Annotated in this window: 20 protein-coding genes; 2 read left to right on the top strand and 18 right to left on the bottom strand. The window is 73.2% G+C overall.

The window, feature by feature from the left end:
* The first annotated feature begins 21 nt into the window (after nt 1-21).
* The gene (locus ACFWRO_RS12590; RefSeq protein WP_384508376.1) at nt 22-1,032 is read left to right on the top strand and encodes a DUF5954 family protein; all 1,011 of its coding nucleotides are present in this window, start codon (nt 22-24) and stop codon (nt 1,030-1,032) included.
* A 7-nt stretch (nt 1,033-1,039) separates the two neighbouring features.
* Here the strand turns inward: ACFWRO_RS12590 and ACFWRO_RS12595 are convergent, their stop codons facing one another.
* From ACFWRO_RS12595 to ACFWRO_RS12675, 17 genes are all read right to left on the bottom strand, one after another.
* A complete protein-coding gene (locus tag ACFWRO_RS12595) occupies nt 1,040-1,558 on the bottom strand; it encodes an NADase-type glycan-binding domain-containing protein (RefSeq protein ID WP_384508379.1) in 519 nt (172 codons plus the stop codon).
* An 871-nt stretch (nt 1,559-2,429) separates the two neighbouring features.
* Nucleotides 2,430-2,981, bottom strand: a complete 552-nt coding sequence (locus ACFWRO_RS12600) for a phage tail protein I (protein WP_384508382.1) — start codon at nt 2,979-2,981, stop codon at nt 2,430-2,432.
* A complete protein-coding gene (locus ACFWRO_RS12605; protein ID WP_384508385.1) occupies nt 2,978-4,942 on the bottom strand; it encodes a putative baseplate assembly protein in 1,965 nt (654 codons plus the stop codon). Before ACFWRO_RS12605 ends, ACFWRO_RS12600 begins: the two co-directional genes overlap by 4 nt.
* Nucleotides 4,942-5,364 carry a GPW/gp25 family protein gene (locus ACFWRO_RS12610; protein ID WP_384508388.1) on the bottom strand — a complete coding sequence of 141 codons (423 nt, stop codon included), beginning with the start codon at nt 5,362-5,364 and terminating at the stop codon, nt 4,942-4,944. The genes ACFWRO_RS12605 and ACFWRO_RS12610 overlap by 1 nt, the downstream gene beginning before the upstream one ends.
* A complete protein-coding gene (locus ACFWRO_RS12615; protein ID WP_384508391.1) occupies nt 5,361-5,675 on the bottom strand; it encodes a PAAR domain-containing protein in 315 nt (104 codons plus the stop codon). Before ACFWRO_RS12615 ends, ACFWRO_RS12610 begins: the two co-directional genes overlap by 4 nt.
* Nucleotides 5,676-5,766: 91 nt before the next feature.
* Nucleotides 5,767-7,590 (bottom strand): VgrG-related protein, encoded by a 1,824-nt coding sequence (locus tag ACFWRO_RS12620; RefSeq protein ID WP_384508394.1) that lies wholly within the window; start codon nt 7,588-7,590, stop codon nt 5,767-5,769.
* On the bottom strand, nt 7,587-8,306 hold the full coding sequence (locus ACFWRO_RS12625; protein ID WP_384508396.1) for a LysM peptidoglycan-binding domain-containing protein: 720 nt from the start codon (nt 8,304-8,306) through the stop codon (nt 7,587-7,589). Before ACFWRO_RS12625 ends, ACFWRO_RS12620 begins: the two co-directional genes overlap by 4 nt.
* A 40-nt stretch (nt 8,307-8,346) precedes the next feature.
* A complete protein-coding gene (locus ACFWRO_RS12630; RefSeq protein WP_384508399.1) occupies nt 8,347-8,772 on the bottom strand; it encodes a phage tail protein in 426 nt (141 codons plus the stop codon).
* A gap of 101 nt (nt 8,773-8,873) precedes the next feature.
* On the bottom strand, nt 8,874-12,314 hold the full coding sequence (locus ACFWRO_RS12635; RefSeq protein WP_384508402.1) for a hypothetical protein: 3,441 nt from the start codon (nt 12,312-12,314) through the stop codon (nt 8,874-8,876).
* Nucleotides 12,315-12,323: 9 nt separating this feature from the next.
* On the bottom strand, nt 12,324-12,482 hold the full coding sequence (locus ACFWRO_RS12640; protein ID WP_176729256.1) for a DUF6760 family protein: 159 nt from the start codon (nt 12,480-12,482) through the stop codon (nt 12,324-12,326).
* On the bottom strand, nt 12,479-12,988 hold the full coding sequence (locus ACFWRO_RS12645; RefSeq protein ID WP_384508405.1) for a hypothetical protein: 510 nt from the start codon (nt 12,986-12,988) through the stop codon (nt 12,479-12,481). The genes ACFWRO_RS12640 and ACFWRO_RS12645 overlap by 4 nt, the downstream gene beginning before the upstream one ends.
* Complete coding sequence (locus ACFWRO_RS12650; RefSeq protein ID WP_362003859.1) at nt 12,985-13,425, bottom strand: phage tail protein; 441 nt, start codon at nt 13,423-13,425, stop codon at nt 12,985-12,987. Before ACFWRO_RS12650 ends, ACFWRO_RS12645 begins: the two co-directional genes overlap by 4 nt.
* A gap of 53 nt (nt 13,426-13,478) precedes the next feature.
* Nucleotides 13,479-15,035: a phage tail sheath family protein gene (locus ACFWRO_RS12655; protein WP_384508408.1), complete on the bottom strand. Its 1,557-nt coding sequence runs from the start codon at nt 15,033-15,035 to the stop codon at nt 13,479-13,481.
* Nucleotides 15,036-15,212: 177 nt separating this feature from the next.
* Complete coding sequence (locus tag ACFWRO_RS12660) at nt 15,213-17,324, bottom strand: ATP-binding protein (protein WP_384508568.1); 2,112 nt, start codon at nt 17,322-17,324, stop codon at nt 15,213-15,215.
* Nucleotides 17,325-17,383: 59 nt separating this feature from the next.
* Entirely contained in the window at nt 17,384-18,091 is a 708-nt protein-coding gene (locus ACFWRO_RS12665; protein WP_384508411.1) for a DUF4255 domain-containing protein, read from the bottom strand.
* Nucleotides 18,088-21,258 (bottom strand): hypothetical protein, encoded by a 3,171-nt coding sequence (locus tag ACFWRO_RS12670; protein ID WP_384508413.1) that lies wholly within the window; start codon nt 21,256-21,258, stop codon nt 18,088-18,090. Before ACFWRO_RS12670 ends, ACFWRO_RS12665 begins: the two co-directional genes overlap by 4 nt.
* A 124-nt stretch (nt 21,259-21,382) precedes the next feature.
* Entirely contained in the window at nt 21,383-22,027 is a 645-nt protein-coding gene (locus ACFWRO_RS12675) for a response regulator transcription factor (protein WP_384508416.1), read from the bottom strand.
* Nucleotides 22,028-22,219: 192 nt separating this feature from the next.
* Here ACFWRO_RS12675 and ACFWRO_RS12680 point away from each other — a divergent pair, with 192 nt between their 5' ends.
* A complete protein-coding gene (locus tag ACFWRO_RS12680) occupies nt 22,220-23,527 on the top strand; it encodes a hydrolytic protein (protein ID WP_384508571.1) in 1,308 nt (435 codons plus the stop codon).
* A gap of 278 nt (nt 23,528-23,805) precedes the next feature.
* On the opposite strand, the gene ACFWRO_RS12685 is transcribed toward ACFWRO_RS12680, so the two are convergent.
* Nucleotides 23,806-26,742 (bottom strand): BTAD domain-containing putative transcriptional regulator, encoded by a 2,937-nt coding sequence (locus ACFWRO_RS12685; RefSeq protein WP_384508418.1) that lies wholly within the window; start codon nt 26,740-26,742, stop codon nt 23,806-23,808.
* Between the last annotated feature and the right edge of the window lie 221 nt (nt 26,743-26,963).

The raw sequence follows: 26,963 nt of genomic DNA on the forward strand, positions 1-26,963 counted from the left end.
CCGGGTCGCCACCATGTGTGTATGCATGATGACTGGAAGCAACGGCGACTCGAGCGGATTCACGAGGAGCTGGTACGTGGTGGGGATCCCGTCGCTTGGGTGCGGGAGGCCGATGGGGTGGATGCCTCGTTGCGGTTTCCGCATCTCGCGCTGCGGGGGCCGCTGTTCGGGGTGGCGGTCGAGCGGGAGCACGGGTGGGAGGTGGTCAGGGAGGTCGGGGCCGGGATGCCGCAGGAGGCGCGGGACAGCCTGAACTCGCTGCTGTGGTTCCGGGCCAAGGACGAGACCGACGACCGGGACGTGCGGCGGGATCTCCTCGCGGCCGTCGCGATCCTGGAGCAGGAGCCCGTCAACGAGATCGTGGCCCTCGGGGAGCGGTACCGGATCGTGCGCGCCGACGAGTTCGCCCGGAGCGGGGAGACCGGGCTCGAGCCGCCCCGCGCGACCGACCCGGACTCCGCCGAGCCCGTGTGGGACCACCGGAGCGCGCCACCCTCGCCCGACCTCGGGTTCATGCTCGCCCCCGAGCGGGCGGACGGGCTCACCCAGGAAGCCCTCAAGCTGGGGTTGCGTGACTTCTCGTACGCCGGGAAGCGGTTCCCCGACGACGTACGGGACGAATCGCTGCGGGCCGTGGACACCCATCCCGACATCGTCCTGCTGCCCATCGGGTTCGGCGTCGCCGAACGGCGTGGTGCCGGGTGGCGGCCCGTCGGCGTCCTGCAGGCGACTCCGCATGAAGCACGACGCACGCTCTACACGGGCATGACCGAACTCTGGGCCATGATCTACGAGTTCGGAGAACGGCAGAGCGAGCGCTACCGGCTCGCCGGAGAGAAGTTCCGCGCCGCCGGGCGCGCCAACGAGGCGCGCATCGACGACCGGCTCTTCCGGATCTGCCGCATCGAGAGGCTCGTCCGGTGCGGAGAGGACGGGCCCGAGCCGCCACGCCCCTCCGACATCGACGAGTACGGGCCCATGAAGATGCATCCGACCATGGATCTGGACGGCGTTCTTCATCCTGAGAGTTGACCGTCCCTCAGTTTCGTTTGAAGAACTCGACCTCCGCCAGGGCTATGTGCCGGCCCTCCGACAGGCCCGCCGCGTCGCGGATCACCAGCTGGACCGAGACCACGTCGCTGTGGCCCGTCTGGAACGTCTGCGGGCCCGGTTTGTCCGCGAGGGTGATCGCCTTCGTCTTCGTCGTTCCGTCCGCCGCCGTGATCACCAGGTCCGCGCGGATCGGGCGGGCCTGTTGACGGTGTGCCTCCGCCTTCTTCGAGACGCCCGTGTGGACGACCACGTCCACCATGCGGAACGGGGTGCGGAACTCGAACGACAGCGCGTCGCCGACCTTCGGTGCGCCCCAGTACGTGTTGCTCAGGCCGTCCGACGCCAGCGTCGCCCCGTGCTTCGGGACCGATGCCGTCGCCTCGGTCGACGCGGGGGTGATGGGGGCCGCCTTGCCCAGCTTGTCCCGTACGTCCTCGTACAGCCAGCGGCCCGCCGGGATCAGGAAGTAGCCACCCACCAGGAGGCCGACCAGCACCAGTGCCATCACCGAGCGGCGCACCCACACGCCCGAGCCCGCGCGCGCCCTGCGGCGGAACGGCCATACCGTTCGCCACCACGGCAACGGCACCACCCGAGCCGTCGCGCCCAGCGGCGCCGCGCAGCTGCGGCAGAAGCGGCGGCCCGGGGCGTTCGGTGTGCCGCACTGCGGGCAGGGCGGGCCCTGCTGCGTCTCCGACGCCGACTTACGTACCTTCGGGCGTTGCGCTATCGGCTTCGCCGGTTTCACCGCACCCACCGCACCCACCGGGCCCGCCGGGGGTTCCTGCGGCGGCGTAGAGACCGGCCTGCGCGCCGGGATGGGTGGGGGTGGGGGTGTGATTGTGGGAGTGTGCGTTGGGCGGGGGGGAATCGTGGGGGGCTGGCTCGTCGTCCTGGCCGGGGGCCTCCGTCGCTCCTCCTCGGGCTGCTCCTCAGCCGGCTCCTCTCCTGAGGTTTCCGACTGGATGTCCACCGGGAGCTGCGTCGGGATCTCCACCGGGATCTCCGACTGGAAACCCCTCAGAAGGCCTCGGAAGAAGCCCGGTTCTGGTTGCGTCGGGATGTCCGCCGGGATGCCCGCAGGGAGTTCTGCCGCCAGTCCTGGCGGGAGGCCTCCCGTCAGTTCCGTCGGCAATGCCGTCGGGACGTTCGGGGTCACCGCGGGGAGCTGGGGGAGCTCTGATTGCTGTTCCTGCTCCTGTTCCTCCTCCCTCGTCCTCCGACGGTCCCGGGCCCGGGCCTGGGCCTGGTCCCGCTCCTTCTCCTCCTGCCTTTCCTTCTCCTCGTCCCTCGACCAGCCCACGTAACCCCCGCAGTTCCCGCAGAAGTCGTCCGTGTCGCCGTTCGCCGTGCCGCAGTCCGGGCAGACGCGCATGTCAGTTACCTCCCTCGTCCGACTCGCCCGTCACGATCTCCACTCGGCACGTGAGGTGGACCGGGCAGGAGGCCTGGACCACGTCCAGGACCTGGCGGGGGTCCACCGGGCCCCTGACGCGGACCAGGAGTTCGCCCGTGGGGGCCGGGGGCAGGGGGGTGTTCGGGGTGGTCGACCAGGTCGCTCCGCCGCCGTCCACGATCTCGGCCTCCACGCCCAGGCAGAGGCGGAGGCGTTCCTCCAGGCCCCGGCGCGTGCCGCGGCGGCGGTGGAGGTCCATCGCTCGGGCCACGACCGTTCTGCTCAGGTCCTCCGGCCAGTCCTCGTCCAGGTCCACGCCCAGCCAGGTCGCGAGCCATTGGAGGAAGTCGGGGGGCGTGAGCGCCGGGTCGAAGTACGCCGGGAGGTTGTCCAGGGTGGAGAGGACCGGGGCCAGGACCGTGTCCAGGCCCGCCGTGAAGCGCTGCGCCAGGTCGTCGTCCGCGTACAGGGCCGGGAGCAGGGCGCCTATCGGGTGGCGGCTCGGCAGGCCGGGGATCGCGGCTCTCGTCATGCTCCGCCGCCCAGGTCCCCGGGGGTCACGACCACCTGGTGCTGGTAGGAGAAGACGAGGGCGTTGCGCGCCACGTCTATGCGTTCCACCGGAGAGCCCCGCCGGCCCGTGACCGGGTCAGCCGGGAACAGGCGGACCTCCTCCACCAGGGTGTTCTGCGCCGCCCGTTGGAGGACCGCGAAGACCTCGCCGTACTGGACCGGGCGGCCGAACGGCCAGCCCCTGCCGTCGGCTCCGCCGTGCAGCGGGTTCAGGTGCCGGAACAGCGCGTCGAGCGCGGCCTCCCGCACCCGGTCCACGTCCTGGGGCTCGGCGACCAGGCGGGCCACCACCGTGACGCCCTGGTACGCGGGCGGTTCCACCACCAGGCGGGTGCCGACCAGGCGGCGCTCGTCGAGGCGGTTCGTGATCGCCGACATGATCTGGTCCGAGGGGATCAGCTGCTCGAAGCGGAGGCGGTCGTCGCCCTCGTCCGCCACCGCGTCCGGCACGATGAGTACCCGTACCGCGCCGCCCTCCCCCGCCACGGCCGGCAGGCAGCGGACCCGCTTCACGGAGGGGGCCGCCTCCCGGGCGATGAACTCGTAGTCCTGGGCGGTGACCGCCCTGTCCCGGATCCGCAGTACGTGCGGGGCGCGCACCTTGGCGTTGTCGACGCTCTCGCCGTCCACCCCGCCGCGGGCCGCCTCCCGGTTCTCGACCCGGTCGATGTACGGGACGGAGCTGCGCAGCACCGAGATCGCGCCGCGCGCCACGTTGCCGGCGGCGCCGCCGCCCGTGCGGTAGCGCGGGATGCGCACCTGGGCGCCCTGGTCGGGGACCGCGCCGTAGGTGCGGAGCGTGCCGTCCGGTTCCCGCAGCGCGGGCGGGAAGGTGAACTCGCCGGTCGTGGCGTCCACGACCACGTGCCGGTCGGCGGGGGTCGAGTCGCCGAAGTGGTCGACCGGCGTCCAGGTCCGCCAGCCCTCGGCCGAGGACACCTCGACCACCGGCGGCTCGCCGTCCAGGAGCAGCGGCGGGCGCGGGACGCGGAACCGCTGGCCCGCCACCCCGTCGGATGCGCCCAGCATCGTGTCGTGCACGACCTCCGCGTGCTCGACCGTCATCGTGCCGCCGACGGTGAACACCTCCGCCTCACGGAGGGTCGGCGACTCCGAGTAGAACGGCTGACCGGCCTCCGGGGCGACCACCCGGCAGCGCAGCCAGCCCGCCCGCGTGCCCGCGAGCACCGACGCCGTGTGGCTCGCCGGTACGAACACGATGATCTCGCCCGGTCGGTTGAGGCCGCCCGTGGAGTCCGAGTCGGTCTCGCACAGCACCCAGCGCGCGCCGTCCCAGGCCTCCCACACCAGGGGCGGCTGCCTCGGGTCGACACCGACGCCCTCGACGCGGCTGTCCAGCTGGACGGCGACGATGCAGCGCGGGACCGCGGTCGGCAGGCCGAACAGCACGGCGTCCCCCGGGGCCGGAGCGGCCTGGAAGCAGGGGATGTCCCGGCCCTCGGCGAGGGCGGTCGTACGGTCGGTCTGCTCGCCGCTCGCGTGGGCGGTGACCAGGCGGGTCAGGGAGCTGGGCACGATCGGCAGGTCCGCGGTGGTGCCGAAGACCACCTCCTCCTCCGTCCCGCCGTGTTCGGTCGCCACCTCGATGCCCGCCGGCAGCATCACCGTGTCGGGCTGGGGCGCGGACAGCCAGAAGTCGACGTCCGCGGTGGCCGCCGTCGGCGGGAAGAGCGTGACGCCCAACAGGTCCAGGAAGGCCACGTAGTTCTTCTCGGGGACCCGGTTCAGCCGGTAGAGCAGCTGGTCGACCATGTACGCGAAGGTCTCGATCAGCGTGACTCCGGGGTCCGACACGTTGTGGTCGGTCCACTCCGGCGTCCGCTGCTGCACGTACCGCTTGGCCTCGTCGACCAGCTGCTGGAACCGCCGGTCGTCCAGGTGGGGTGAGGGCAGCGCCATCAGCGCACTCCCGTCTCGTCGGAGCCCTCGGTGGAGGGGATGGAGTAGAACGGGAAGACCAGGTTCCGCAGGTCGTTGGTGGACCGGATCGTGTACCGGACGTCGATGTAGAAGACGCCCTCGTCCACGGCGTCGAACGCGACGACCACGTCGTCGACCTCGATCCGCGGCTCCCACCGCTCAAGCGCCGTCCGCACCTCGTGGCCGATGCTGCCGGCCGTCTCGTCGTCGCCCGGCGCGAACACGTAGTCGTGGACCCCGCAGCCGAACTCGGGGCGCATCGGGCGCTCGCCCGGAGCGGTGCCGAGGACGAGGCGGATGGCCTCCTCGATCTCCCGGTCGCGCTCCACCATGCCGATCCCGCCGGTGGGGCTCACCCGGAGCGGGAAGCCCCAACCGCGGCCTATGAACCGCTCGCTCACAGCGGCCCCCCGATGAGGACGTTCGGCGCGCCCGCCATGATCTTCGATCCGCACACCGTGTCGTCCATCGCGCAGGCGGCCGGCAGCCCACCGATCATGACGCGGCGGGTGGCGGCCCGCGGGTTCGGCATGACCAGGTTGGTGAGGGCGAGGTACGCGTGCGGCCCGCAGACGTTCACGCTTCCGGTCACCGCGGCCGGCTTGCCGCCGATGAACACGGTCGCGACCCTGGCGGCGAAGGGCCCGGGCGGCGGGGTGCCGAGGGCACCGCCGTGGGCCGTGGGGTCTCCTACGCGCGCTGCGGGAGGCATTCACTTACTCCTTGCTGATGACGAAGTCGAAGCGGTACGGGGTGGGGAGCCGGGTGGGCGGTACGGGTGGGTGGGGAGCCCGGTGGGCGGATCAGTTGAGGTTGATCATCGCCGCCTTGACCGTCGCCACCGTCCCGCCGGTGACGGTGACCCCGGTCTTGGCGCTGATGTTCATCGAGGTCTTGGCGTCGATGTTCATCAGGGTGTTGGCGTTGATGTTCACGATCTGGCCGTTCAGGTTGAGTGTGCCCAGACCCGCGTCCAGCGTGATCTCCTTCGGGGTCAGCGTCATCGACGTCAGCGGCGTTCTGCCGGTCGGGTCGTAGACGGTGACGCCGATCTCGTCGAGGCGTTCGTCGAGCTGCACCTCCAACTGCCCGTTGCCAGTGGCCAGGCGGAGCCCGGAGACGCCGGTCCTGGTGTCGAGCAGTTCGAGGCGGTGGCCCGAGCGGGACACCAGGGAACGGCGCTGGACCTTGCCGGTGGCCTTTTCGATGAGCGGTACGTCGTGCTTCGACGGGATGTCGACGCCGTTGTAGAGGCCGCCGAGCACGTACGGGCTGTCCAGCAGCCCCTGTTCGAAGCCGACGAGGACCTCGTCGTTGACCTCGGGGCTGAAGACCCCGCCGCCGCCCTTGCCACCCCACTGGACCGTCCGTACCCAGTCCGTCTCGTATGTGTCGTCGAGCCAGGGGAATGTCAGCTTCACCCAGCCTCGCTGCTGACGGCCCACCTCACGCACGTTGGTGACCACGCCGATGGCGAGACCCGGCATCCGCGCGGGGCGCGGGGGCGCTACGGCGCCCGAGGCGAGGCCGAGGAGGGAGCGGTCGGGCGAGGCGCTGACCACGACCGTCGTACGGTATCCGCCCACCGGCTCCAGGACGTGGTGGACGGCGGTGGCCGTGTACCTGCCGGAGAACGCCTTGCCCACGTTGCCGAGGGTGACCGGGGTGCCCGCGCGAAGCTTGGCGTTCCCCTCGACGACCGCCTCGAACTCGCCGAACCCGGCGCTCACCGACGCGGCCACGGAATCGGCCACGGCCTGCGCGTCACCCTTCGTACGGTACGGGGTGTCAGCGACGGTGATCTCCGCCTTCTTGCCGAACTTGGCCGCCTCCGACGGGGAGAGCCCCGGGACGAGGGTCTTGCTCTTGACGGAGGCCGCGTTCCCCACCAGCGGCATCTTGGTGTTCGGGTTCCAGCCCCGCACGTTCACCTTGCTCGCCCCGTCGGCGGCCGTCAGGACGGCACGGAGCGCGTACAGGTTGGCGCCGTACTCCAGGACCAGCGGGTTCGCACTCGCCCGGGTGGACACGGCCGGCGCGGCCGAGGCGGGCTTCGGCTTCACGAACTGGAGCATTCCCTTCTCGTCGACCCGCACTTGGGCGCCGCTCTCCCCGGCCAGGTACTGGAGGAACTCCCAGTCGGAGACGTTGGGCTGGGAGATCTGCTTGTGCATGCCCCGTGCGGCCTGGACCTTGCCGACGGGCAGTCCGGCCCCGACGGCGATCTTCCTGACGATGGCCGCCGTCGTCATGTTGCGGAACGCGACGACCTTGCGGCCACGCTGGAGGCGGTGCTCCTTGGAGTGCGCGCGGATCACCGTGAACGAGCCCGTGTCGTCGGTGTCCAGCTCCAGCGCCGTCACCTCGCCCGTGAAGAGCCGCACCTTGGACTGCCCGGCCTGGGCGGTCGCGACCGAGATCTTCAGCTCTGTGCCGATGGTGATCTTGGTCTCGGTGAGGAAGTGGTGGTCCGGGTCGCGGTACGTCACCAGGGCGGTGTCCGGCAGTCCGACGTTCTCGTCGACCACGCAGCTGACCAATTGCTTGATCCAGGGGTCCGGCAGTTTGCCCGGGGCCTCGACGATCGGGTCGGCCGCGAACGACCGGCCGCCTTGCTTCGGGCTCATTCTCCCTCCTCGAGGGTCTCGTCCTCGTTGCTGGGCACGACGAGTTCCGTGCCGGGCACGAGCACCATGGGGTCGTCGACGTTGTTGGCCTCGGCGATGACCCGCCAGGCGGTGGCGTCGCCGTACTCGCGCCAGGCGAGCAACGGCAGGCTGTCGCCCGCGACGACGAGGTGCGTACGGCGCGCATCGCGCGAGCCCGACGTCGGGTTCTGGCCCGCCGGGTCGACGCTCGCCTCCTCGATGGAGAGCGAGCAGGTGGCGCGCAGCGGCTTCCCGTCGACGTCGAAGAGGCTGTAGTTGACGGAGAAGTTGGAGAGTACGCCGTCGAAGGAGGTCGTCTTCGACTTACCCCAGGTGAAGCGCACCCAGGGGCTGGCCGGCGTCTTGCGGGCCAGGCTGGCCTTGGTGGGCACGAGGGCGATCATGATCTGCTGCACGGCCTTCTCGACGGAGTTGTCGTGCTTGGCGGTCCCGTCGAGGAAGACCTCCAGGGAGAGCGAGCGCGGGCCGCTGCCGACGAACTCGGGCAGGGCCGACTGCCCGGCCATCCGGGAGGGCGTACGCCGCCACTCGGTGGTCTTGCTCATCGACAGGCTCGACGGGTTGAACTGGAGCTTGACGCGGGCGAGGGTGCCGCCCGGCTTGGCGCCGACCTTCGTGGGTGGCTCCATGATCGTCAGTTGGGCTTGGGTGCGGTTGGCTCTGCCGCGTGCCATCGGGTACGTACCTCCTCTCGTCGGGTGGGGTTGCCGGGTGTCAGGACGGGCGCAGGCCCTCGTGGGCGATCTCCAGGGTCTCGATCGCCACCTGGGAGTTGGCCGGGTCGAAGGACGGGCCCTGCCAGCTGACCGGGACGATGCCGAGCACCTGCCAGCCGACGATGGGGGTGAGATCGGGCTTGAGCGCGACGATCTCGCCGTCCTTGGGCTCGACCCGCTGGATGATCTCGTCGAACCAGCGCGCGATCTTGGCGCTGTCGGCGGTCACCGGGCGGGTCAGGGTGATGTTGGACCAGGTGATGCGGCCGGGGAGCTGCCAGGCGAACCCGTTGTTGCCGCCCTCCGCGTACTGCTCGATCTCCACCTGGGCGCCGAGACCGGAGCAGGTGTGGAAGGCGCCCAGGTCGTTGCCGCCGATCGCGAGCCGGAAGAACACGCTCGTCGCGACGATGCTGTCCGTCATCTCTTCTCCTTGCCCGGGGGCGCGTTCTGTGTTCGTTCTGTGTGCTGGGTGGCGGGGCCGGCGGGGGCCTGCCGGAGGTGTGTTGCTGGTGCCGGGGCGGGTCAGCGGCGGTTGTCGTGGGGGCGGCCGGTGCGTTCCCGGCCGCGGCGCATCTCGGCCCGCAGCAGCCGGGCCACCGGGTCGATCAGTGCCCTCGCGAGCTCGTCGAGCTCCTTGCCGCGGGGGGCGGACGGGGTGGTCTGTGTGCCGGTGGAGGTCGACGTGGAGGTGGACTTCGAGGTGGAGGTGGAGGTCGTCGAGGTGCCGGTCGAGGTGGAGGTGGAGCTGGACGAGACGTCGCGGGCGACCGGGATCACCGGGACGCCGCTGAGCCCCGCCTCGGCCATCCGCTGAACGGCCCTGGCCTGGAGCTGCCGGTTGGCGGCCGGTGCCCGGACGACGGGCGTCGCGGGCGGCTCGGCCACGGCCCCGGCACCCCTCGTGTACGTCAACGGCTGGGCGGCCCGGCGCTGCACGGGGGCGGGGCGGGGGGACGACGGGGCGGTCTGGTCGAGGCGTACGACGGGTGCGGGGGCCGCGCCTCGGTCCGGGTGGGCCGCGCCTCGGTCCGGGTGGGGCGCGCCTCGGTCCGGGTGGGGCGCCGGGGGGCTGTCGGGCCTCGCGGAGTGGTGCCGCGCCCCGCCGCCGTGGCCGCTCGGGCGTGCGGCGGCGCGCTGGACGGACGCCGCCGCCCGCGCGGGAGCCGGCTCCGTCGGCGTCTGGGGTGCGGGGTCCCTGCGCCAAGTGGCCGCGACCACGGGGCGGGAGGGCGCCCCGGCCGCCGAGTGGGCGGGTACCGACGGGGAGAACCCTTCGGCGACGCGCGTACTGATGACCAGCGGCCGGTCGGAGAGCAGTCGGCGGGAGCGCTGGACGGCGGGGGCGATGGGGGTGGAGCGGTTCGCCTTCGCGCCGGATCCGGTCCGGTCGGCGGGGGCCGCCTTCCGTGCGACGGTCGGTCCTGACGGCGGCGTGCCGACCTGGCCCGTCGTCGGCCGGGCCTCCGCGCCGGGCGGCTTCTCCACCGCACGGGACACGGTCAGCGGCTCCGGCCGGGGCAACGTCGGCGAGTCTGCGGGGGTGGACGCGCTCGAACGGCCCTCCGACGCCCCGAGGATCGGGGCACTGTCCGGGCTGCTCGCCTTCTCGACGGCACGCGACACCGGCACCAGCGGCTCCGGTCGCGGCGACGCCGGGTCGGCGAGGGGGACCGCCTTCGGCTCCACCGGGGTGGACGCGCCGGAGCGGCCGTCCGACGCCCCGAGAATCGAGGCGCTGTCCGGGCCGGATGTCGTCTCGACCGCTCGGGACACGGTCAGCGGCTCCGGCCGGGGCTCCGCCGGGTCGGCGAGCGGGACCACCGGGGTGGAGGCCGACGAAGCGGCGTCCGGTCCCGGCGCCCTCTGCACCGCAGGGGCGGCCGAAGTCGGCCCGGTGGAGGCCACGTTCGGCGCTCCGGGGGTCGGGCCGGTGGTCGTCGCCGGTCGTACGGGAGCGTCCGGGCGCGCGCCCGGGCCGGACGGGGCCGGGGCGGCACCCGGGCTGGACTGGCGTTCCGCCGCGCGGGACACCGGAACCAGCGGGGGCGCGGCCGGACCGCCCGAGGGCGCGACGGCCCCCGAGCCGGACGAGCCTTCCGTCGCACGGGACACCCGGACCACCGGGGGCACGCCCGGACCACCCGGAGGCGTCACAGCCGCCGGGCCGGACGGGCCTTCCGTCGCACGGGACACCCGGACCACCGGGGGCTCGCCCGGACCACCCGGGGGCGTAACGGCTCCCGCGCCGGACGAACCCTCCACCGCACGGGACACCGGCACCACCGGAGGCACGCCCGGACCGCCCGAGGGCGACACGGCACCCGGCCCGGACGAGCCCTCCACCGCACGGGACACCGGCCCCACCGGAGGCACGCCGGGACCGCCCGAGGGCGACGCGGCACCCGGGCCGGACGGGCCTTCCGCCGCGCGGGGTGCACGGACCACCGGGGTGTCGGCCCCAGGGCGGGGCGGTGTCGGGGTGTTGGTGGGGGTGGTCTCACGGTTCGGGAGGGTGCGGCGCTGGATCGGTGACCCGCCACCCAACAGGGACGCCGTCGGGGGGAGTTCGCGCAGCGGGGCCCCGAGGCCGGAGCGTGCCGGGCGGGGCGACGGCGTCGGGGTCGCGGTCGGCGTGGGTGTCGACGGGGTCTCGGGTTCGGTCATACGGCGCATGACCGGCATCGCCGGGGCGTTGCCCGGCGCGGTCGGGGCGGGCGGCGTTGAAGGCGTCCCGCCGGCCTCGAATTTCCTTGCCGTGGACGGCAGTTCACCGATCGGTTCGCCCAGGCCCGGGCGGGTCGCGGTGCGCGGGGAGGCCGCTACCGCCGGGGCGGACGGGGCCTGCTCCTCCCGTACGTCTGGGGTCGCCCGGTCGGCGGCCGTGGCCGGTGCGCGCGGCGGAACCGCGGCGAGCACACGCGGTGCCATCGCCGGGCGCCTGGCCACGACCAACGGGGCGCCGACCGGGCGCGGCCGGACAGGGGAACCCGGCCGGGTCCGCCGGGGGGCGGCGGACGTCTCGGGGGTCCGGGGTGCCGGACCAGTGGTGCTGGGGTCGTTCGTACCGGAAGGCTGAGGCGCCCTGCCCACGACGGGCAGCGCGGCGGAGCCGCTCGCTTCGGGGCCGTTCGCTTCGGGGCGCGGGGTCTCCCCCGGCGTACCGGAATCCGCGATCCGGCCGGACAGCACCGGGGCCGTGCCCAGTACGGGTGCCGTGGTCGCCGGGCCGGTCCCGTCCGTCGACGGCGCGGCCGTCCGCTGGATCGGGTGCTCCGGGCCCGGGTTCGCGCCTTCGGAAGCCGGCCTCGTACGCCGGGACACCACCAGCGGGTCCGAAGCCTCGGGCCCCGAGCCCGGTGCCGCTGCTCGCTGGATCGGGCGCTCCGACCCCGGGTTCGACCCTTCGGAAGCCGACGTCGTACGCCGGGACACCACCAGCGGGTCCGAAGCCCCCGGCGCCGCACCCGTTACCGCCGCCCGCTGGATCGGGCGCCCAGCCCCCAGGTCCGAGCCCAGGTCGGGCCCCAGGCCCTGGCCCTCCGCCTCGCCCTCCCCGCCCACCGCGCGCAGCAGCAGCGGGCCGCCGCCCGCGTACGGGGTCGGGCGCGAGGGTGTGGACGGGCGGGCCACGCCGTGGATCAGGCCCGCGGGCGCGGACGGCAGGAGGCCGTGGCCGAGGTCCTTCGTGAGCGTGGGGTTCTGCCAGGAGGCGAGGCCCGAGCGGAACCGGAGGCCGTCGCTCACGCCCAGGGCCGAGCGCGCGATGGTGAGCGGCGCCGGGGCTACCTCGCGCCAGCCGCCGTCCCAGTCGGGCAGGCCTGCCGGGGGCTCGGGTGAGGCGGTGGGGGCGGGCTCCCGTACGGCGCTGTCGCGCGACGCCGAAGCGGACGCCGAAGCGGACGTCGACGCCGACTTCTTCGCCGAAGAGTCGCCGCCCCTCCGCAGCCTGTCCCAGAAGCCCATGCCCTCACCTCACCCGCCTTCGTTCACCCGTGTGTTGATCCGCGCTATCTCCCGCACCCACTCCTGCCGTTCCGCGTGGGTGAGGTCGAGGATGTCCTCGCGCTGCCAGTGGAAGTGGTAGGCGACGTACGCGATCTCCTCCCGCAACCGGGGAAGGGCGTACGTCACGATTCCCCCAGGCGCCCGCCGGAGAGGTCCACCTCGAAGGGGTTGTGGCAGTGCGGGCAGGTCACCGCCGCGTGCGTGTGCCCCTCGCTGTTGATCCGCCGGTAGAAGTCCTGGAGGAAGGCGACGTCGGTCGCGTACATGCGCTCGACGACCCCGGCGTGGATGTCGGTGATCGTGCCCAGGCTGGTGATCACCTGACTGAGCAGGACCACGCTCAGGTACGCCGGGTTCTCCTTGACCCGCAGGTCGATCTGCGGGCGCAGCTCGTCCCGGGCGGTGGCGAGGCGCATGGAGCCCGTGCGGTGGACCGTGCCCTCGTCGTCGACGTAGCCGCGCGGCAGTTCGAAGGTGAACTCGTTCTGGAGCCGCTCGCGTTGCCGTGCCGCCGGCGGGGCCGCCGCCGGGGCCGGGGCGGCCGCCTGATCGGCGGCCGCCGCGCGCTCGGCGGTCGTGGCGGCTTCGAGGAGTTCCTCCAGGCCGCCGGAGGTGACCGTCCTGCGCCTCATTCGATCACGATCTCCTCGAAGGTGATGGTCACCGTCTCGGTGGCGGCGCTGGACTCGCCGGCCTTGAGCGAGGGGCCTTCCCACTTGCTCGCCCAGCCCTGCATCAGCTGGATGCGGCGCACGGTCTCGCCCGCGGCGTCTTTGACCTCGATCGTGAGGTTCTGGCGGGCGGAGTCGACCTGGCCGTTCTCCAGCGTCTCCTTGACCCACTTGGTGAACTCGGTGCTCTTGTCCATGCCGCGGGTGATCGTCACCTCGCCGGCCTGGCGCGCACCCGGCTGCTTCTTGATGAGCAGCTTGCCGTCGGGGGTCACCTGACGGACCTCGACCACGTCCTCCTCGTAGGACAGGCCGCTGATCTCCTGGATCGACTCGACCATGTAGCCGCCCAGCTGGACCCCGAAGATATGGGTGGAAAGAGCGTCGCCCTCTGCCATGACTGTCTTCACCTTTTCCTGTTACCCGTTGACGAGTTACTCGTTTGCTCGTTCTACTCGTTGACGAGGCTGGTGCTGTCGGAGTACTGCGAGAGCCGGAAGATCACGAACTCGGCGGGCTTGACCGGCGCGACACCGATCTCACAGATCACCTGGCCGAGGTCGACCGACTCCGGCGGGTTGTTGTCGCGGTCGCACTTGACGTAGAACGCCTCCGCCGGGGTGCTCCCGAAGAGCGCGCCCCGTCGCCATTCCTCGCCGAGGAAGGCGGTGACGTTCCGCCGGATGCTCGACCAGAGGCGCTCGTCGTTCGGCTCGAAGACCACCCACTGGGTGCCCAGGAGGATGGACTCCTCCAGGTAGTTGAAGAGCCGGCGGACGTTGAGGTAGCGCCAGGCCGGGTCCGAGGACAGGGTGCGGGCACCCCAGATGCGGATGCCGCGGCCGGGGAACGCGCGTACGCAGTTCACGCCGATCGGGTTGAGCAGGTCCTGCTCGCCCTTGCTGAGCCGGATCTCCAGGTCCACCGCGCCGCGGATGACCTCGTTGGCCGGGGCCTTGTGCACCCCGCGCTCGCTGTCGCTGCGCGCCCAGACGCCCGCGACGTGACCGCTGGGCGGGACGGTGGTGTTGCGGCCCGTGGCCGGGTCGAAGACCGAGAACCAGGGGTAGTACAGGGTGGCGTAGCGGGAGTCGTAGCCGGCCTCGTCCTGGCGCCAGGTCCGGATCTCCTGCGCGTTCATGTTCGGCGGGGAGTCCAGGACCGCGACCCGGTCGCCCATCTGCTCGCAGTGGGAGATGACGGCGAGCTGGACGGTGCGGAGGCCCTCGGCGTCGATCTCGCCGCGCTGGTAGGCGCTCATCAGGTCCGGTACGGCGACCATGGTGATCTCGTCGATGGCCTCCAGACCGCCGAAGCCGGTACGGGCGGAGGAGTCTCCGACGTACTCGTTCGGGTCGAGCCGCGCGACGCCGCCGGGGGCGGCGGTGGCGGCCGGGGTCGCGACGGGGGCGGCCGGGAGGGCTACGGTCTGCGTCTCGGGCCGGGTCTGGGTGGCGCCGGGCTGCTCGGCGACCTCGATGAGCTTCGAGCCGCGCACCTGGTTGAGCAGGTAGCCCTTGACGTTCTTGCGGACGGAGGCCTCGTACGTCTCCACCACCTTGTCGCCCTGGCGGACCAGCAGCTTGAAGCGGTCCTCCGGCGGGTTCTCGCCTTCGGCGGCGGCGACCTCGACCGAGACGTCCGCGCCGGCGCCGCTGCGCGCCGAGATCAGGAAGCCGCCGAGCGCGGTGGGCGCGGGGGCCTGGATCGCGGCGGGCTTGCCGCCGACGGCCTGGTCGGCCGCCGGGCCGCCGACGCGGACGACGTACGCCGTGCCGCCGCCGTTGGCGAAGTAGCCGTAGACGGAGTGGGCGAGGTAGGTGCCCTCCGTGAAGCCACCGAACGTCTTGACGTACTGGTCCCAGTTGGTCACCAGCGTCGGGCTGTGGAAGGGCCCCTGCTCGGCGAACCCGACGAAGGCGGCAACCGCGGTGCCCACGCCTTCGATCGGCCGTGCACCGGACTGCACCTCCTCCACGTACACGCCCGGGGTCAGGTACGACGGCATACTCGCTCCTTGAAGTGGCCACTGGGGTCACCACCGAGTCTCGCCGCCGTGATGTGCCTGGTCATAGGCCCTGGGGTCCTGCCGAAGGGGCAATGGTGCTGCCTGAACGGGCAGCCGGGGCGGGGCAACCCGGCACCTCGGAATGCCGTCGGGCCCGAGCCGGCCAGGGCCCCCGCCTCAGACGGCCGGCGTGCGCTCGTTCCTCATCCACGGGCCGAACTCGCTCTCCAGGACCAGGCGTCCGAGCTTGCGGTACTCCTGGAGCACCGCGGAGACGAGCTGCCCCATCCCGAGCGGGCCGCCCGCCTCGGCCGCGAGGTAGGCCGCGGTGACCGCGCAGGCGCGGATCGAGCCGCCCGCGAGTTCGAAGCGGTCCGCGCAGAACTGCAGGTCGAGACCTTCGTCCCGGGGCAGTTCGGGGCCCAGGCAGCGGTCCCACAGGGCGAGGCGCTGGCGCGCGTCGGGCATGGGGAAGTCGGCGATCACGTCGATGCGGCGGGTGAACGCCTCGTCCAGGTTGGCCCGGAGGTTGGTGGTGAGGACCGCGATCCCGTCGAAGGACTCCATCCGCTGGAGCAGGTACGCCGATTCGATGTTGGCGTTGCGGTCGTGCGCGTCCTTCACCTCGGAGCGCTTGCCGAAGATCGCGTCCGCCTCGTCGAAGAGCAGGACGCCGTTGACCTCCGACGCCTCGACGAAGATGCGCTCCAGGTTCTTCTCCGTCTCGCCGATGTACTTGTCGACGACCGTGGAGAGGTCCACCACGTAGAGCTCCATGCCGAGTTCGGCGGCGATGACCTCGGCCGACATCGTCTTGCCGGTGCCGGACTCGCCCGCGAACAGGGCGATCACGCCGCGGCCGCGGCCGCCGCCGGGGCGCATCCGCCACTGGCCGAGGACCTGGTCGCGATGGCGGGCGCGCAGGGCGAGTTCGCCGAGCTGGCGGCGGGTGGGCGGGGGCAGCACGAGGTCGTCCCAGCCGACGGCGGGTTCGATGCGGCGGGCGAGGCGTTCGAGGCCGGCGCCGTTCTGTCCGCGTACGGCGGCCCGCAGGTCCCCCGGGTCGAGGGCGCGGCGCTCGGCCGCGGCCGTGCGGACGGCGACCGTGGCGGCCTTGCGCACCTGCTCGGCGTCGAGGCGGTACGAGACGACGGCCGGGCCCAGTTCGTCGTCGCCGGGCACGGCGACGGGCACGTGGACGGTCTCCGCCGCCGCGTCGAGCGCCTGGCGCCACCGGGTGACCGCGTGGCCGGGTCCTGCCGGGCCGACGGTGAAGGGGACGGGGCTCTGGCGGGACCACAGGGGGTCCCAGTTCTTCGTCCCGTAGGTGATGAGCGGGACGCCGTTCGCGGTGGCGCACAGTTCGCGCAACCACCGGGCGCGCTCCGGGCGTTCGGGTTCGAGCGCCTCGATGGGGCCGACGACGATGCCGCCGCCGCACAGCCGGGCCTCGGTCGCGAGGAGGTGCGGCACCCGGGCGATCTCCGCGTCGGTGGTGAGCGCCGCGACGTCGAGGACCAGGGCCCGGCGGCCTGCGGCCGTGAGCGCCTCGACGGCGACCCGGCCGGCGTCGCCGCCCCTGGCCCGGACGTGGACCGGGCCGCCGCCGGTGAGGGCGGCCTCGGCGACGCGCGGCACGGGCTGCTCGTACGGCCCTGGGCCGCCGTGGTCCGTGGTGACGAGACCGGCGAGCCGGGCGTCGGGCTCGTCGTCGCCGAGCAGATGGGCGGCGACCCGGTCGGGGACCCGGAGGGTCCGGGAGAGGAACGGGCGGTCGGGCTCGGTGATGTCCAGGAGCCCGCCCCTGACGAGGGGCGCGGTGGCGGAGAACCGGAACCGCGCCGGGCCCGCGACGGGCTGACCGCACAGGTCGAGGGCGAGACCGATCGTCGGGCGCCGCCGGGTCAGGTCGTCGTTGAGGTACCCGTACAGCGCCTCGAAGCGGGCGTCGATGTCGGGCGCGAGGGCGACGAGCAGCAACTCCTCGTCCAGCGGGAGGAGTCCGAAGGCCTCGGCGAGCCGCCGCAGCCGGGAGACGACCGGGCCCGCCGGCGCGTCCGGGAGACCCCCGGCGGGCCCCGGGTGGAAGGCCGCCGGGGCGCGCAGGATCCGCTCCGCCCCCTCCGGGGTGAGGTACTGGCCCCGGTAGGGGTCGTCGGGCGTGGGGTCGGTCGCGTGGCGCGCCGCCACCGCGTCGCGGACCCGCAGCTCGACCCGGGCGAGACGCTCCCAGAGGTACGCGAGCCCGGCCGGGTCCCCGTCCCCGTCCCCGTCCACATCCCCAACCATGTCCGTGTCCATGTCCGTGTCCATGTCCGTGTCCACGGATGTCCGTGCGTCGTCCTTGATCATCGAACCGGCCCCCGGTGGCGGCGCGTCGGTGCCGGTATCTCGCGCGCGGCAGCGAAGCCGCGCTCACCGGGGTCGCCCGCGCCGTCGTAGCGCAGGCGCCGGCCCGTGCCGGAGTCGGCCGGGGCGTCGTCGCCCGCGGCCGGGCCGACCCGTACCTCCAGGCCCTCGGTGACCGGCGGCGCGGCGTCGATGCGCTCGCCCGCCAGCGGGGCGAGGACCCTGAGGTCGATCGCGGCCTTCAGCTCGCCGCCGAGAGCCGACCACACGTCGCCGGCCGAGCGGCCCTGCTGGGCGCCGCCGGCCACCTCCAGGGGTACGGCGAGGCCCAGTTCGGCCAGGCTGCCGGTGCGCAGCCGGCCGGGCAGTACGTCCAGCCGGGCCATGCAGCGCAGCACCTCGGAGAGCAGCCGGTGTTCGTCCTGCGGCCGGTTGGTCCAGGCCGTGACCAGGTAGGTCAGGTCGAACCAGCGGGGCGGGGTGCGGTAGGCCACGATCCGCCCGTTGTCGTCGTACTCCTCCAGCCTGCCGGTGCGCCGCCGTTCGATGTCCTCCGTGATGTCGTAGAGGAAGACGCTGATGGTCGGGGCGTTGCGGCGGGCCGCCCATTCCCGGGTGGGCGGGTCGAAGACCAGGTCGACCCCGCTGTCGGTCAGGCCGGACTCGGTGAGGAGCATGCGCAGCCCCTCGTCGACTTCGTGGATCACCGGCGGGCCACCTCGTCGGGCGGGGCGACGTTGCCGGTGACCACCAGGAACGGCGTGGTGACCGGGGAGAACCCGGCGCCCTTGGCGGTGATGATGCGCGGCCCGGTCTGGTCCTTGGCGAGGATCAGGAGCTGGGCGATGAATGTGCCGTCGGCCTTCGGGATGGTGGGTACGGCCGCGGCGGTGATGCCGGGCTTCCAGGTCAGCGTGACGGGGGTGCCGGGCGGGAAGTCCTTGCCGCGGACGGAGGTCACGAAGCCGGGCTTGCCGATGGCGGGGACGGCGACGATCTTCGGCTGGAGGATCCGGATCCGCTGCCGGTCGGTGTTGTCGGTCGGGTCGGCGTCGGTGCCGGAGGTGGTGAGCCGGCCGGTGGCGGTGGTCGTCAGCGCCTTGTTCGGGGACAGGACGATCGTGACGACGGTGGAGGCGCCGGGGGCGAGGTCGCCGAGGGCGCACACGTTCTTGACGCACCCTGCGGGGGCCTTCCCGGCGGGGATGCCGGGCGGGAGGCCGAGCCGCAGGGAGAGTCCGGTGGCCAGCGCCTCCCGGCCGTTGCGGACGGTGTACGTGAGGACCACCTTGCCGCCGACGTAACCCGGTTCGGGCTGGGCGGTGATGGTGAGCGCGGGGCCGGCCTTGGGCGCGGGCGGCGGCGGGGTGGGCTTCGGCGGTGCCGGGGTGGGCGTCGTCGGGGTGGGCGTCGGGGTCGGCGGCTCGGGGGCCTGCTCCACGGGGACGAGGGTCCGGCTGGTGTTGTCGGTCGGGCTGCGGTCGATGACCGTGCCCGTGACGGACCAGTCGACGACCCGGTCGCCGGGGGTCACGCCGGTGAGCCGCACGGTGATGGTGACGCTCTCGCCGGGGGTGAGGACGCCGAGTTCGCACTGCGGGGAGCCTGGCTCGCACCGCCCCTTGGACGGGGTCAGCCCGTCGAGGCGGACGCCCGGGGGCACGGCGGCCGTGAAGACGGTGCCGGGCGACGCGGACGGGCCCTGGTTGGTGACGGTCACGGTGACCGTGCCGGTCTCGCCCTCGGTCACCGGGTCCGCGGTGGGCGGCGCGGTCACCGTCAGGTCGACGGACTGCTGGTACGCGGGCTCCTTCTGGCGGCCCGCGAGGGCACCGGTCAGGGACGTCACGGCACCGGTGGCGATCTCGACGGTGGACAGGGCCTCCGGCGAGTTGACCGCGAGCTCCCGGCGGGAGCTGAACACGAGCCTGCTCGCGTCCGGCGACCAGGCCACGTCACGCGCCTGGAACGGGCCGGTGGCGGAGGTGTCGGGGACCTCCCGGCGGCAGCCGTCCGGGTCGCCGGAGCGGCCGGTCGGCAGGAGGACCTGGCAGCCGCCGTCGGTCAGGTCGGTGAGGAGCACGCTGTTGCGCTCGTTGACCCGGCCGCCGCCGTCCTTGCGGTTGAAGGCGAGGCGCTTGCCGTCGGGCGAGAACGCGGGGCTGTCGTCGATCACCTGGCAGCTGCCCGGGCAGAGTTCGGCGCTCAGGTCCCGCTGCCGGTCGAGGGCGTTCGAGGGCACGGTCCAGATGTGCTTGTTGCCGCCCCCGCCGCCGATGGTCAGGTTGCGGGTGAAGGCGAGGGTCGTGCCGTCCGGGGACCAGGTCGGCTGGGCGTCGCCGCCGCTCTGTCCCGCGGGCGGGCGCACCTGGCCGACGAGGGCGCCGGTCCTGGCGTCGGCGACGAGGATGCGGCTGGGGCCCGACGCCGAGCCGACGCCGCCGGGCGAGGTACGGGCGAAGGCGAGGAACCTGCCGTCGGGCGAGAGGGCCGGGTCGGTGTCCCAGTCCTTGTCGCCGCGGCCGGCGAGCGGCACGACGGTGGGGTTCTTTCCGTCGGCGTCGGTCAGCCAGATCTGCTCGATCCGGCCGGTCTCGGGGTCGCCCGAGAAGCGGGAGACGATGATCCGCCGGCCGTCCGGGGTGTAGCTCTGCCGCTCGGTCCACGGGTCGAACTTCCCGGGCGGGTTGAAGAGCGGGTCGACCGCCGGGTCGGTGTTCGTCCTGGCGGTGGGGTCCTCCCGGAGGATCTTGACGCCGAGATCGCGGGGGTCGGAGCCGTCGGGCCGTACGTCCTGGAGGTACGCGTGGTTGCGGGCCTCTGCGGTGGTGCGGGTGACGAGGACGGTGCCGCCGGTCTGCGGGCCGAGCCAGGTCGGCGAGTCGACGACCCGGTCCTCGTAGAGGACGGACTTGGCGGTCTCCGTGGAGTGGGCGACGGCCCGGTAGACGGTCTCGTACGGGTTGGTGCAGCCGCAGGGCCCGTTGATGCTGAGGAAGAGGATGGTGTCGCCGTCGGGCTGCCAGGCGGCCTGGCGGGTGCTCCAGCCGGCCTGTTCGCCGGAGAGCAGCGGGCCGTCGGCGCCCGGCCCCGAGGTGACCCGCAGCCGGGGGCCGCTCGGGTCGGTGCCGGGGGCGGCGGTGTGGGTGTAGGCGACGAGGTCGCGGTTGACGGTGTCGTCGACGGGGTTCCAGGCGGGGTCGTCGGCGGTCCCGGCCGGAGCGTCGCTGATCCGCTCGTACGCGCCGCCGTCCAGGGCGCGGCGGTAGATCTGCTTGCCGCGCAGGGGGTCGGCGTCGCTGACGTACGCGATCCTGGCGCCGTTCGGCGAGACGGTGGGCGCGGTCTCGTTCCTGCGGGGGGAGTCGGTGAGGCGGCGTTCGCCGGTGCCGTCCGTGCCCACGATCCACAGGTCGCGCTGGGCTCCGCCGATGCCGGGTTCGGCGGAGTCGAACACCACGAACCGGCCGTCCGGGGTGAGTTCGGGGTTGGCCGCGTCGCGGTCGGAGGTCAGCTTGCGGATGCCCCCGCCGGCGTCCCGCAGGTACACCTGGGGGCGCGTGCTGTCGCGCAGGCTGGTGAAGACGACCTGGTCGCCGCGGGCGTAGGCCTCGGTGTCGTAGTGGGCAGGCCCGGCGCCGAGCAGCGGTTCGCCGGTGGCCGGGTTGCCCGTGACGCGCCCGATGGAGCGGTGTTCGGTGCCCGCGTAGACGATGCGGCCGGTGTCGGCCGCGGCCGCCGCCGCGCGGACGGGCGCGGCGGCGGGCGTGGCGGCCTGCGGTGAACTCACCGCGAGGAGGGGCACGATCACCGCCACGGCGACGGCCAGTCTGCCCACCCGGGTCGGGCCCGCGGGGCCTGGGGTGCCGGTCACGTCCACCTCGCAGTATGAGAACAGTTCACCGTGGTCGAGCGTCACAGCCCCGGGCGGGTCGCGACAGGCCGCGAGGTACCGCACCGGGGGAAACGTCGGCTGCTCTTTCGGGCACCCGCGGCGGTCATATGAGTCCGTGCCGCATCGCGTAGCCCACCGCGTGGGCGCGGTTGCGCAGGTTCAGCCGGGTGGTGACCTCGTGCAGCACGTTCTTGACGGTCCGTTCGGAGTACGAGGTCTTCTGCGCGATCTCCACCGTGTCGAAGCCCTCGGACACCAGGCGGAGCATGTCGGCCTCACGGGTCGTCAGGGTGGAGAGGGTCAGACCGCGCGGGTCGAGCACCGTCCGCTGCAGGCTGCTGACATGGGCCAGGAGCTTGCCGAGCAGGTCGCCGGGGAGCACGCCCTCGCCCTTCGCGAGCGCGGTGACCAGGTGGACGAGCCGGTCCTGGTCGGCCTCGGAGCGGCGCAGTACGGCCGCGACCGAGCATTCGATCATCGTCTGCAGCGCCCCGGCCTCGAACCGGCCGACGACGAGCCCGGTGCTCGTGGCGGTGTTGCGCTGGAGGCGGCGCAGCAGTTGCACGGTGGAGTCGTCGACCGTGTCCACCACCACCAGGGTCGCCCTCGCCTTGTCGGCGTCGGCCTCGGGCAGCAGCTCCACCTCGGGCCGCCGCCTCAGTTGTTCGATGATTCCGGCCTGCAGGATCAGGTCCTCGGCGTAGACCGAGACCGACACCCTGGAATCGCACTGCTCACTGTTCATCATGTGTTCCCACCGTTTCTCGTCGTCCGCCGACCGGTAATCGGTCGGCCGGCGGCTGGTTCAGTTGTGGCGCGCGTCCGCGCGCCGATGGTCCGTGGGGGCAGTCGCGCTGCCCGGTCGTTGTCCCTCACGCCCCTGGAGAAGGGCCAGTTGGCGGCCTAGGTTCCCGTCGTGACCACTTCTGCCCAACTCGATATGCCGACCGTGACGGTCTCGCCCGGCGGCGAGGCGACGACCACCCTGAACGTCCGCAACGACAGCGACATCGTCGAGGCGTACACGTTCACGGTGGTCGGCGAATGCGCCGCCTGGACCACCGTGGAACCGGCCCGCGTCTCGCTGTACCCCGGCACGTCGGAGACGGTGACGGTCAGGCTCGCTCCGCCGCGCTCCCCCGACGTCCGCGCCGGGGAGAAGCCGCTCGGCGTGCGCGTCCTGCCCGTGGAGCACCCCGAGAACGTGGTGGTGCCCGAGACCACGGTGCGCGTGGAGGCGTTCCGGGAGGTCCGGCAGGAGCTGAAGCCCCGTCGTCGGCGCGGCTGGCGCGGCGGCCGGTACCAGATCGCCCTGCGGAACCTGAGCAACACCCCGGTGTCCCTCGTGCTCGCCGGCCGGCAGGCCGGCGAGGAGCTGTCCCTCAAGACCACCCCGCAGCGGCGGCGCCTGGAACCGGGCGAGACCGCGGAGGTCGGCCTGAAGGCCCGCGTCCGCTCGCTGATCTGGTTCGGCGAGGCGGTGCACTGGCCCTTCGAGATCGAGGTCGCCGACGCCGTCCCGGAGGGCGGCGACTCGCCGAAGAGCGACGGTGACCCGGCCGAGGTGCACGCGCCGCCGGCCGACCGACCCGCCGTCGTGGAGGGCGAGTTCGTCCAGCTGCCGATCCTGCCGAAGTGGCTGCTGATCCTGCTGGCGATCCTGATGGCGCTGCTTGTCGCCTGGTTCGCGCTGGTCCGGCCGGCGGTGCGCAGCGCCGCGAAGGAGGCCGCGACCGCCGCGCAGAAGGAGGAGACGGCGAAGCAGCAGGAGGCCGAGAAGGCCAAGCCCAAGCCGACCCCCGCCCCCGGCGGGGAGCAGGGTTCCGGCGGGCAGGGCGACGGCGGCTCCGGTGGCACCGGTGGCACCGGTACGGGACGGGGCGGCGCCGGGCAGCAGAGTTCGGCCACCATCGACATCAAGACAGGTACGGGTGCCAAGAAGGTGGGCACGTACCAGGTGCCGGCCGGCAAGGTCTTCGGGATCACCGACGTCGTGGTGGCGAACTTCCAGGGCGACGAGGGCATAATCACGTTCTCGTTCGGAGAGCGGAAGATCACCACGATCGCCCTCGAGACGTTCCGCAACCAGGACTACCACTGGGTCACCCCCATCGAAATCCCCGAGAACGCGACCGTCACCGCCGAAGTGACCTGCGCGAAGCCGGGTACGCCGGCCACCGGGAAGCAGGCATCGGACTGCCACGAAGTGCTGAACGTCAGCGGTGTGCTCCGCGACCTTCGCCCGTAGAAACGGAAGCGAGAGAAGTTTTGTTCGAGGTTCGGGCGACGAAAAGGCCTGGACCTTGGAGTCGACCGGAAACCGTCGTCCACATCGGCACTCCGGGGGGCGCAACGGAGATCGTCGTGGCGCGATCTTTGCGGTGGCCACGGCACGTGCGTCCTGCTTCCCTGGTCGGATCGGGGTCAGCAGCGTAGGCAGGGCGCAGTGCCGAAAAAGTGACGTCACCCTGGAAGTCCCGTAGGTCATCGGCCGGTTCGGGTGCCTCATCGGGCGGTTCGTGTACGTCATCCGCGGCCGCCGGGCGCGTCGTCGGCGGATTCCGGCGCGGCCGGGCGCGCGAGCCGGTCGCGCACCTGCCGGGCGTCGGGGTGGCCCAAGTGCTCGAAGAGCTCGGCCGCTTCGCGCCAGGCGGCCGTCGCGGCCGCCTGGGACCCGGCGCCCTCGTGGCTGTCGCCGATGTGCGTGAGGGTGTCGGCCTGGAGACTGAGGTCGCCGACGGCGCGGTAGAGGGCCAGCGCCCGGTCGTAGGCGGCGAGTGCCTCGGGGAACTCGCCGCGGTGGTGCCGGGCGTAGCCGACGCTGTCCCAGGCCGCCGCCTCGCCGTTGCGGTTCCCGTTCTCCTGGTGCAGGAGAACGGCCTTCCCGCAGTCGTCCAGGGCCTGTTCGTAGGCGCCGGTGAGGATGTGGGTCCAGCCGATCTCGTTGAGCACGGCCGCCGCTCCCGTGCGGTGTCCTGACGTGTCGTAGAGCGCGGACGCCAGCCGGTAGTGCTCCAGCGCTCGTACGTGGTCCCCCGTGCCGTTGCTGAGGAACGCCAGGCTGCGGTGCGCGGTCGCCCGGCCGTGCGCGCCGTGCGGGTCGCCCGCGTCGGCGAAGCGGGCGAGCGCCCGGGTCAGCGTCTCGTGGGACTCCGCGTTCCGGCCGAGCCGGTGGTACGCGAACCCCAGCGCGCGCAGCGCGTAGGCCTCGCCCGTGGTGTCGCCGTCCCGTCGCGCGGCGCTCAACGCCAGTTCCTGGATGCCCCGCTGTTCGTCCCAGCGGCCGGCCCGGTCGAGGAAGAGCTCCAGGGTGGCGGCGAGCCGCCAGCAGAGACCGTCCCCCGCGCCGCCGTCCAGGGCCGCCCCCTCCACGGCGGCCAGCAGCACCTGGCGCTGCCGGTACAGCCACTGTGCCGCCTGCCGCTCCCCGGTCAGCGTCTCCGGCACGACGCCCTCGCCCGGCGGCCGTACGGGAACGCGGTCGCGGTACGGGGCGAGCAGGGCGTCGGCCGCGTGGGCGGTGTGCAGATAGTGCTCGAAGAGGCGGCGCCGGGCCCGCACCCGTACCCCCTCGTCGTCCCGGTCGAAGCTCAGCTCCCTCGCCAGGGCCCGCAGCAGCTCGTGGCAGGAGAAGCGGCCCGGCGCGTCCTCCGTCAGCAGCCCGCGGTCGAGGAGTTCACCGAGCTGGCGGCGCGCGTCCCCGGCGGGGACCCCCGCCAGGCTCGCGGCGGCGGCCACGGAGAGCTCCGGGCCCGAGTGCGCGCCGCCGATCAGACGGAACAGCCGCTTGGCGGCTTCGCTGAGGCCGTGGCAGGACCAGGAGAAGACGCTACGCGCGTCGACCTGGGCGTCGCTGCTGGTGAAGGCGTCCAGACTGCCCCGGGCGGCGCGCAGTTCGTCGGCGACCGTCTCCAGGGCGAACCGGGGGTTGAGCAGGGCGCGGGCGGCGACGATGGCGAGGGCGAGCGGCAGGTGCCCGCACAGCTCGACGATGGCCTCGGCGGCCGCGGGCTCGGCGGCGAGCCGCTCCGCGCCGAGGCGCCGGGTCAGGAACTCGACGCCCTCGGCGAGGGAGAGCACCTCCAGACCGATGAAGCGCACGGTGTGGGTGACGGCGAGACCGTCGAGGCGGTGCCGGCTGGTGATGAGCGTCAGCGAGCCGGGGGCGCCCGGGAGCAGCGGCCGCACCTGCTCGGAGTCGCGGGCGTTGTCGAGCAGGATCAGGAGCCTGCGGGGTGCGAGCAGGCTGCGGTAGAAGGCCGGGAGGGCCTCGGGGTCGTCGGGCACCCGCTGGGGCGGGACCCCGAGCGCGGAGACGACCTCGCGCATGACGTCGGGGGCGGCCGGCGGCTCCATCGTGGGATGGAAGCCGCGGAGGTTCACGAACAGCTGGCCGTCGGGGAAGCGGTGCGCGACCTCGTGGGCCCAGTGGACGGCGAGCGTGGTCTTGCCGACTCCGGCCATGCCGCTGATCGCGGCGATGGCGGGGGTGGTGTTGCCGGGTTCGGCTTCCGGGCGCGCGTCCAGCAGGCTGCCGGAGAGCGCCAGTTCGGCCCGTCGACCGGCGAAGGTGGCGATGTCGGAGGGCAGTTGAGCGGGGAGGAGCTGGGGAGCGGGGCGTTCGGCCGTCGTCGTACGGTCCTGCTCACCGGCGGTGGTGACGGGGGCGGGCACGGGGGACGGGGCGGGCACGGCCAGAGGTACCGGGACCGCCTGTCTGAGGACGCGCTCGTGCGCCGCGCGCAGTTCGGGGCCCGGGTCGACACCGAGCTCCCCCGCGAGCCGGGCGCGGACCGACTCGTGGACGGCCAGGGCCTCGGCCTGCCTGCCGAGGGCGGCGAGCACGGTGACGAGCCGGGCGTGCAGGGCCTCGTCGAACGGGTAGTGGTGGACCGCCTGGTGGAGCAGGGCGAGGACCCGCTCGCCGTGGGCGTGGTCCGTCACCAGGGCCGCGTCGGCGGCCTCCTTCACGGTGGCCAGGTACTCCTGGTTGAGCGCGGTGAAGAGCGGGTGCGCGGCGACCCTCGGGGCCAGGCCGGTACCGGCGGGGCCGCCCCACATCGCGAGCGCGTCGACGAGGAGGTCCACACCCCGCGCGCGGTCCCCGGCCGCGGTGGCCCGGTGGGCGTCCTCGCGCAGGGACCTGAAGCGCAGCAGGTCCAGTTCGCCGGGGCCGGCCGGCAGCCGGTAGCCGCCCGCGCCCCGGAGCAGGCGCCGGGCATCCGCCCGGCTGGGCAGCTCGGGCTCCAGGAGCCTGCGGAGCGCGCCGACATGACGGTGGACCACGTTGACCGCGCTGCCCGGCGGCTCCTCCCAGAGGGCGTCGATCACCTCCTGCGGGGTCAGGAGCTGTCCCGCCCTGGCCAACAGCAGAGCCAGCAGGGCCTGTTGCTTCGGGGGCCCCAGGGTCAGCTCGGTGTCCCCCCGCCATACCCGCACCGGCCCCAGGATCCGGTAGTGCATGCTGTCGCCTCACCTCTCGGCGGTACCGGCGGCCCGTGACGGGCCCCACCGCGCACCGATCGCGCCGGGCGGTCACCCCCGTCGCGTACACGCTCCTCGCACCGGCGTTCGCACCGGTGTTCGCACACGTTATGCGGCGGAGCGGGGAGATCCACAACTTCGGAGGCTCGGCGTTTCCGTCACGTAATCTTTGCCCGTCCGGCCAACCGGGAGCAGACGGG

This window comes from Streptomyces sp. NPDC058579 (assembly GCF_042718575.1).
GTDB lineage: Bacteria > Actinomycetota > Actinomycetes > Streptomycetales > Streptomycetaceae > Streptomyces.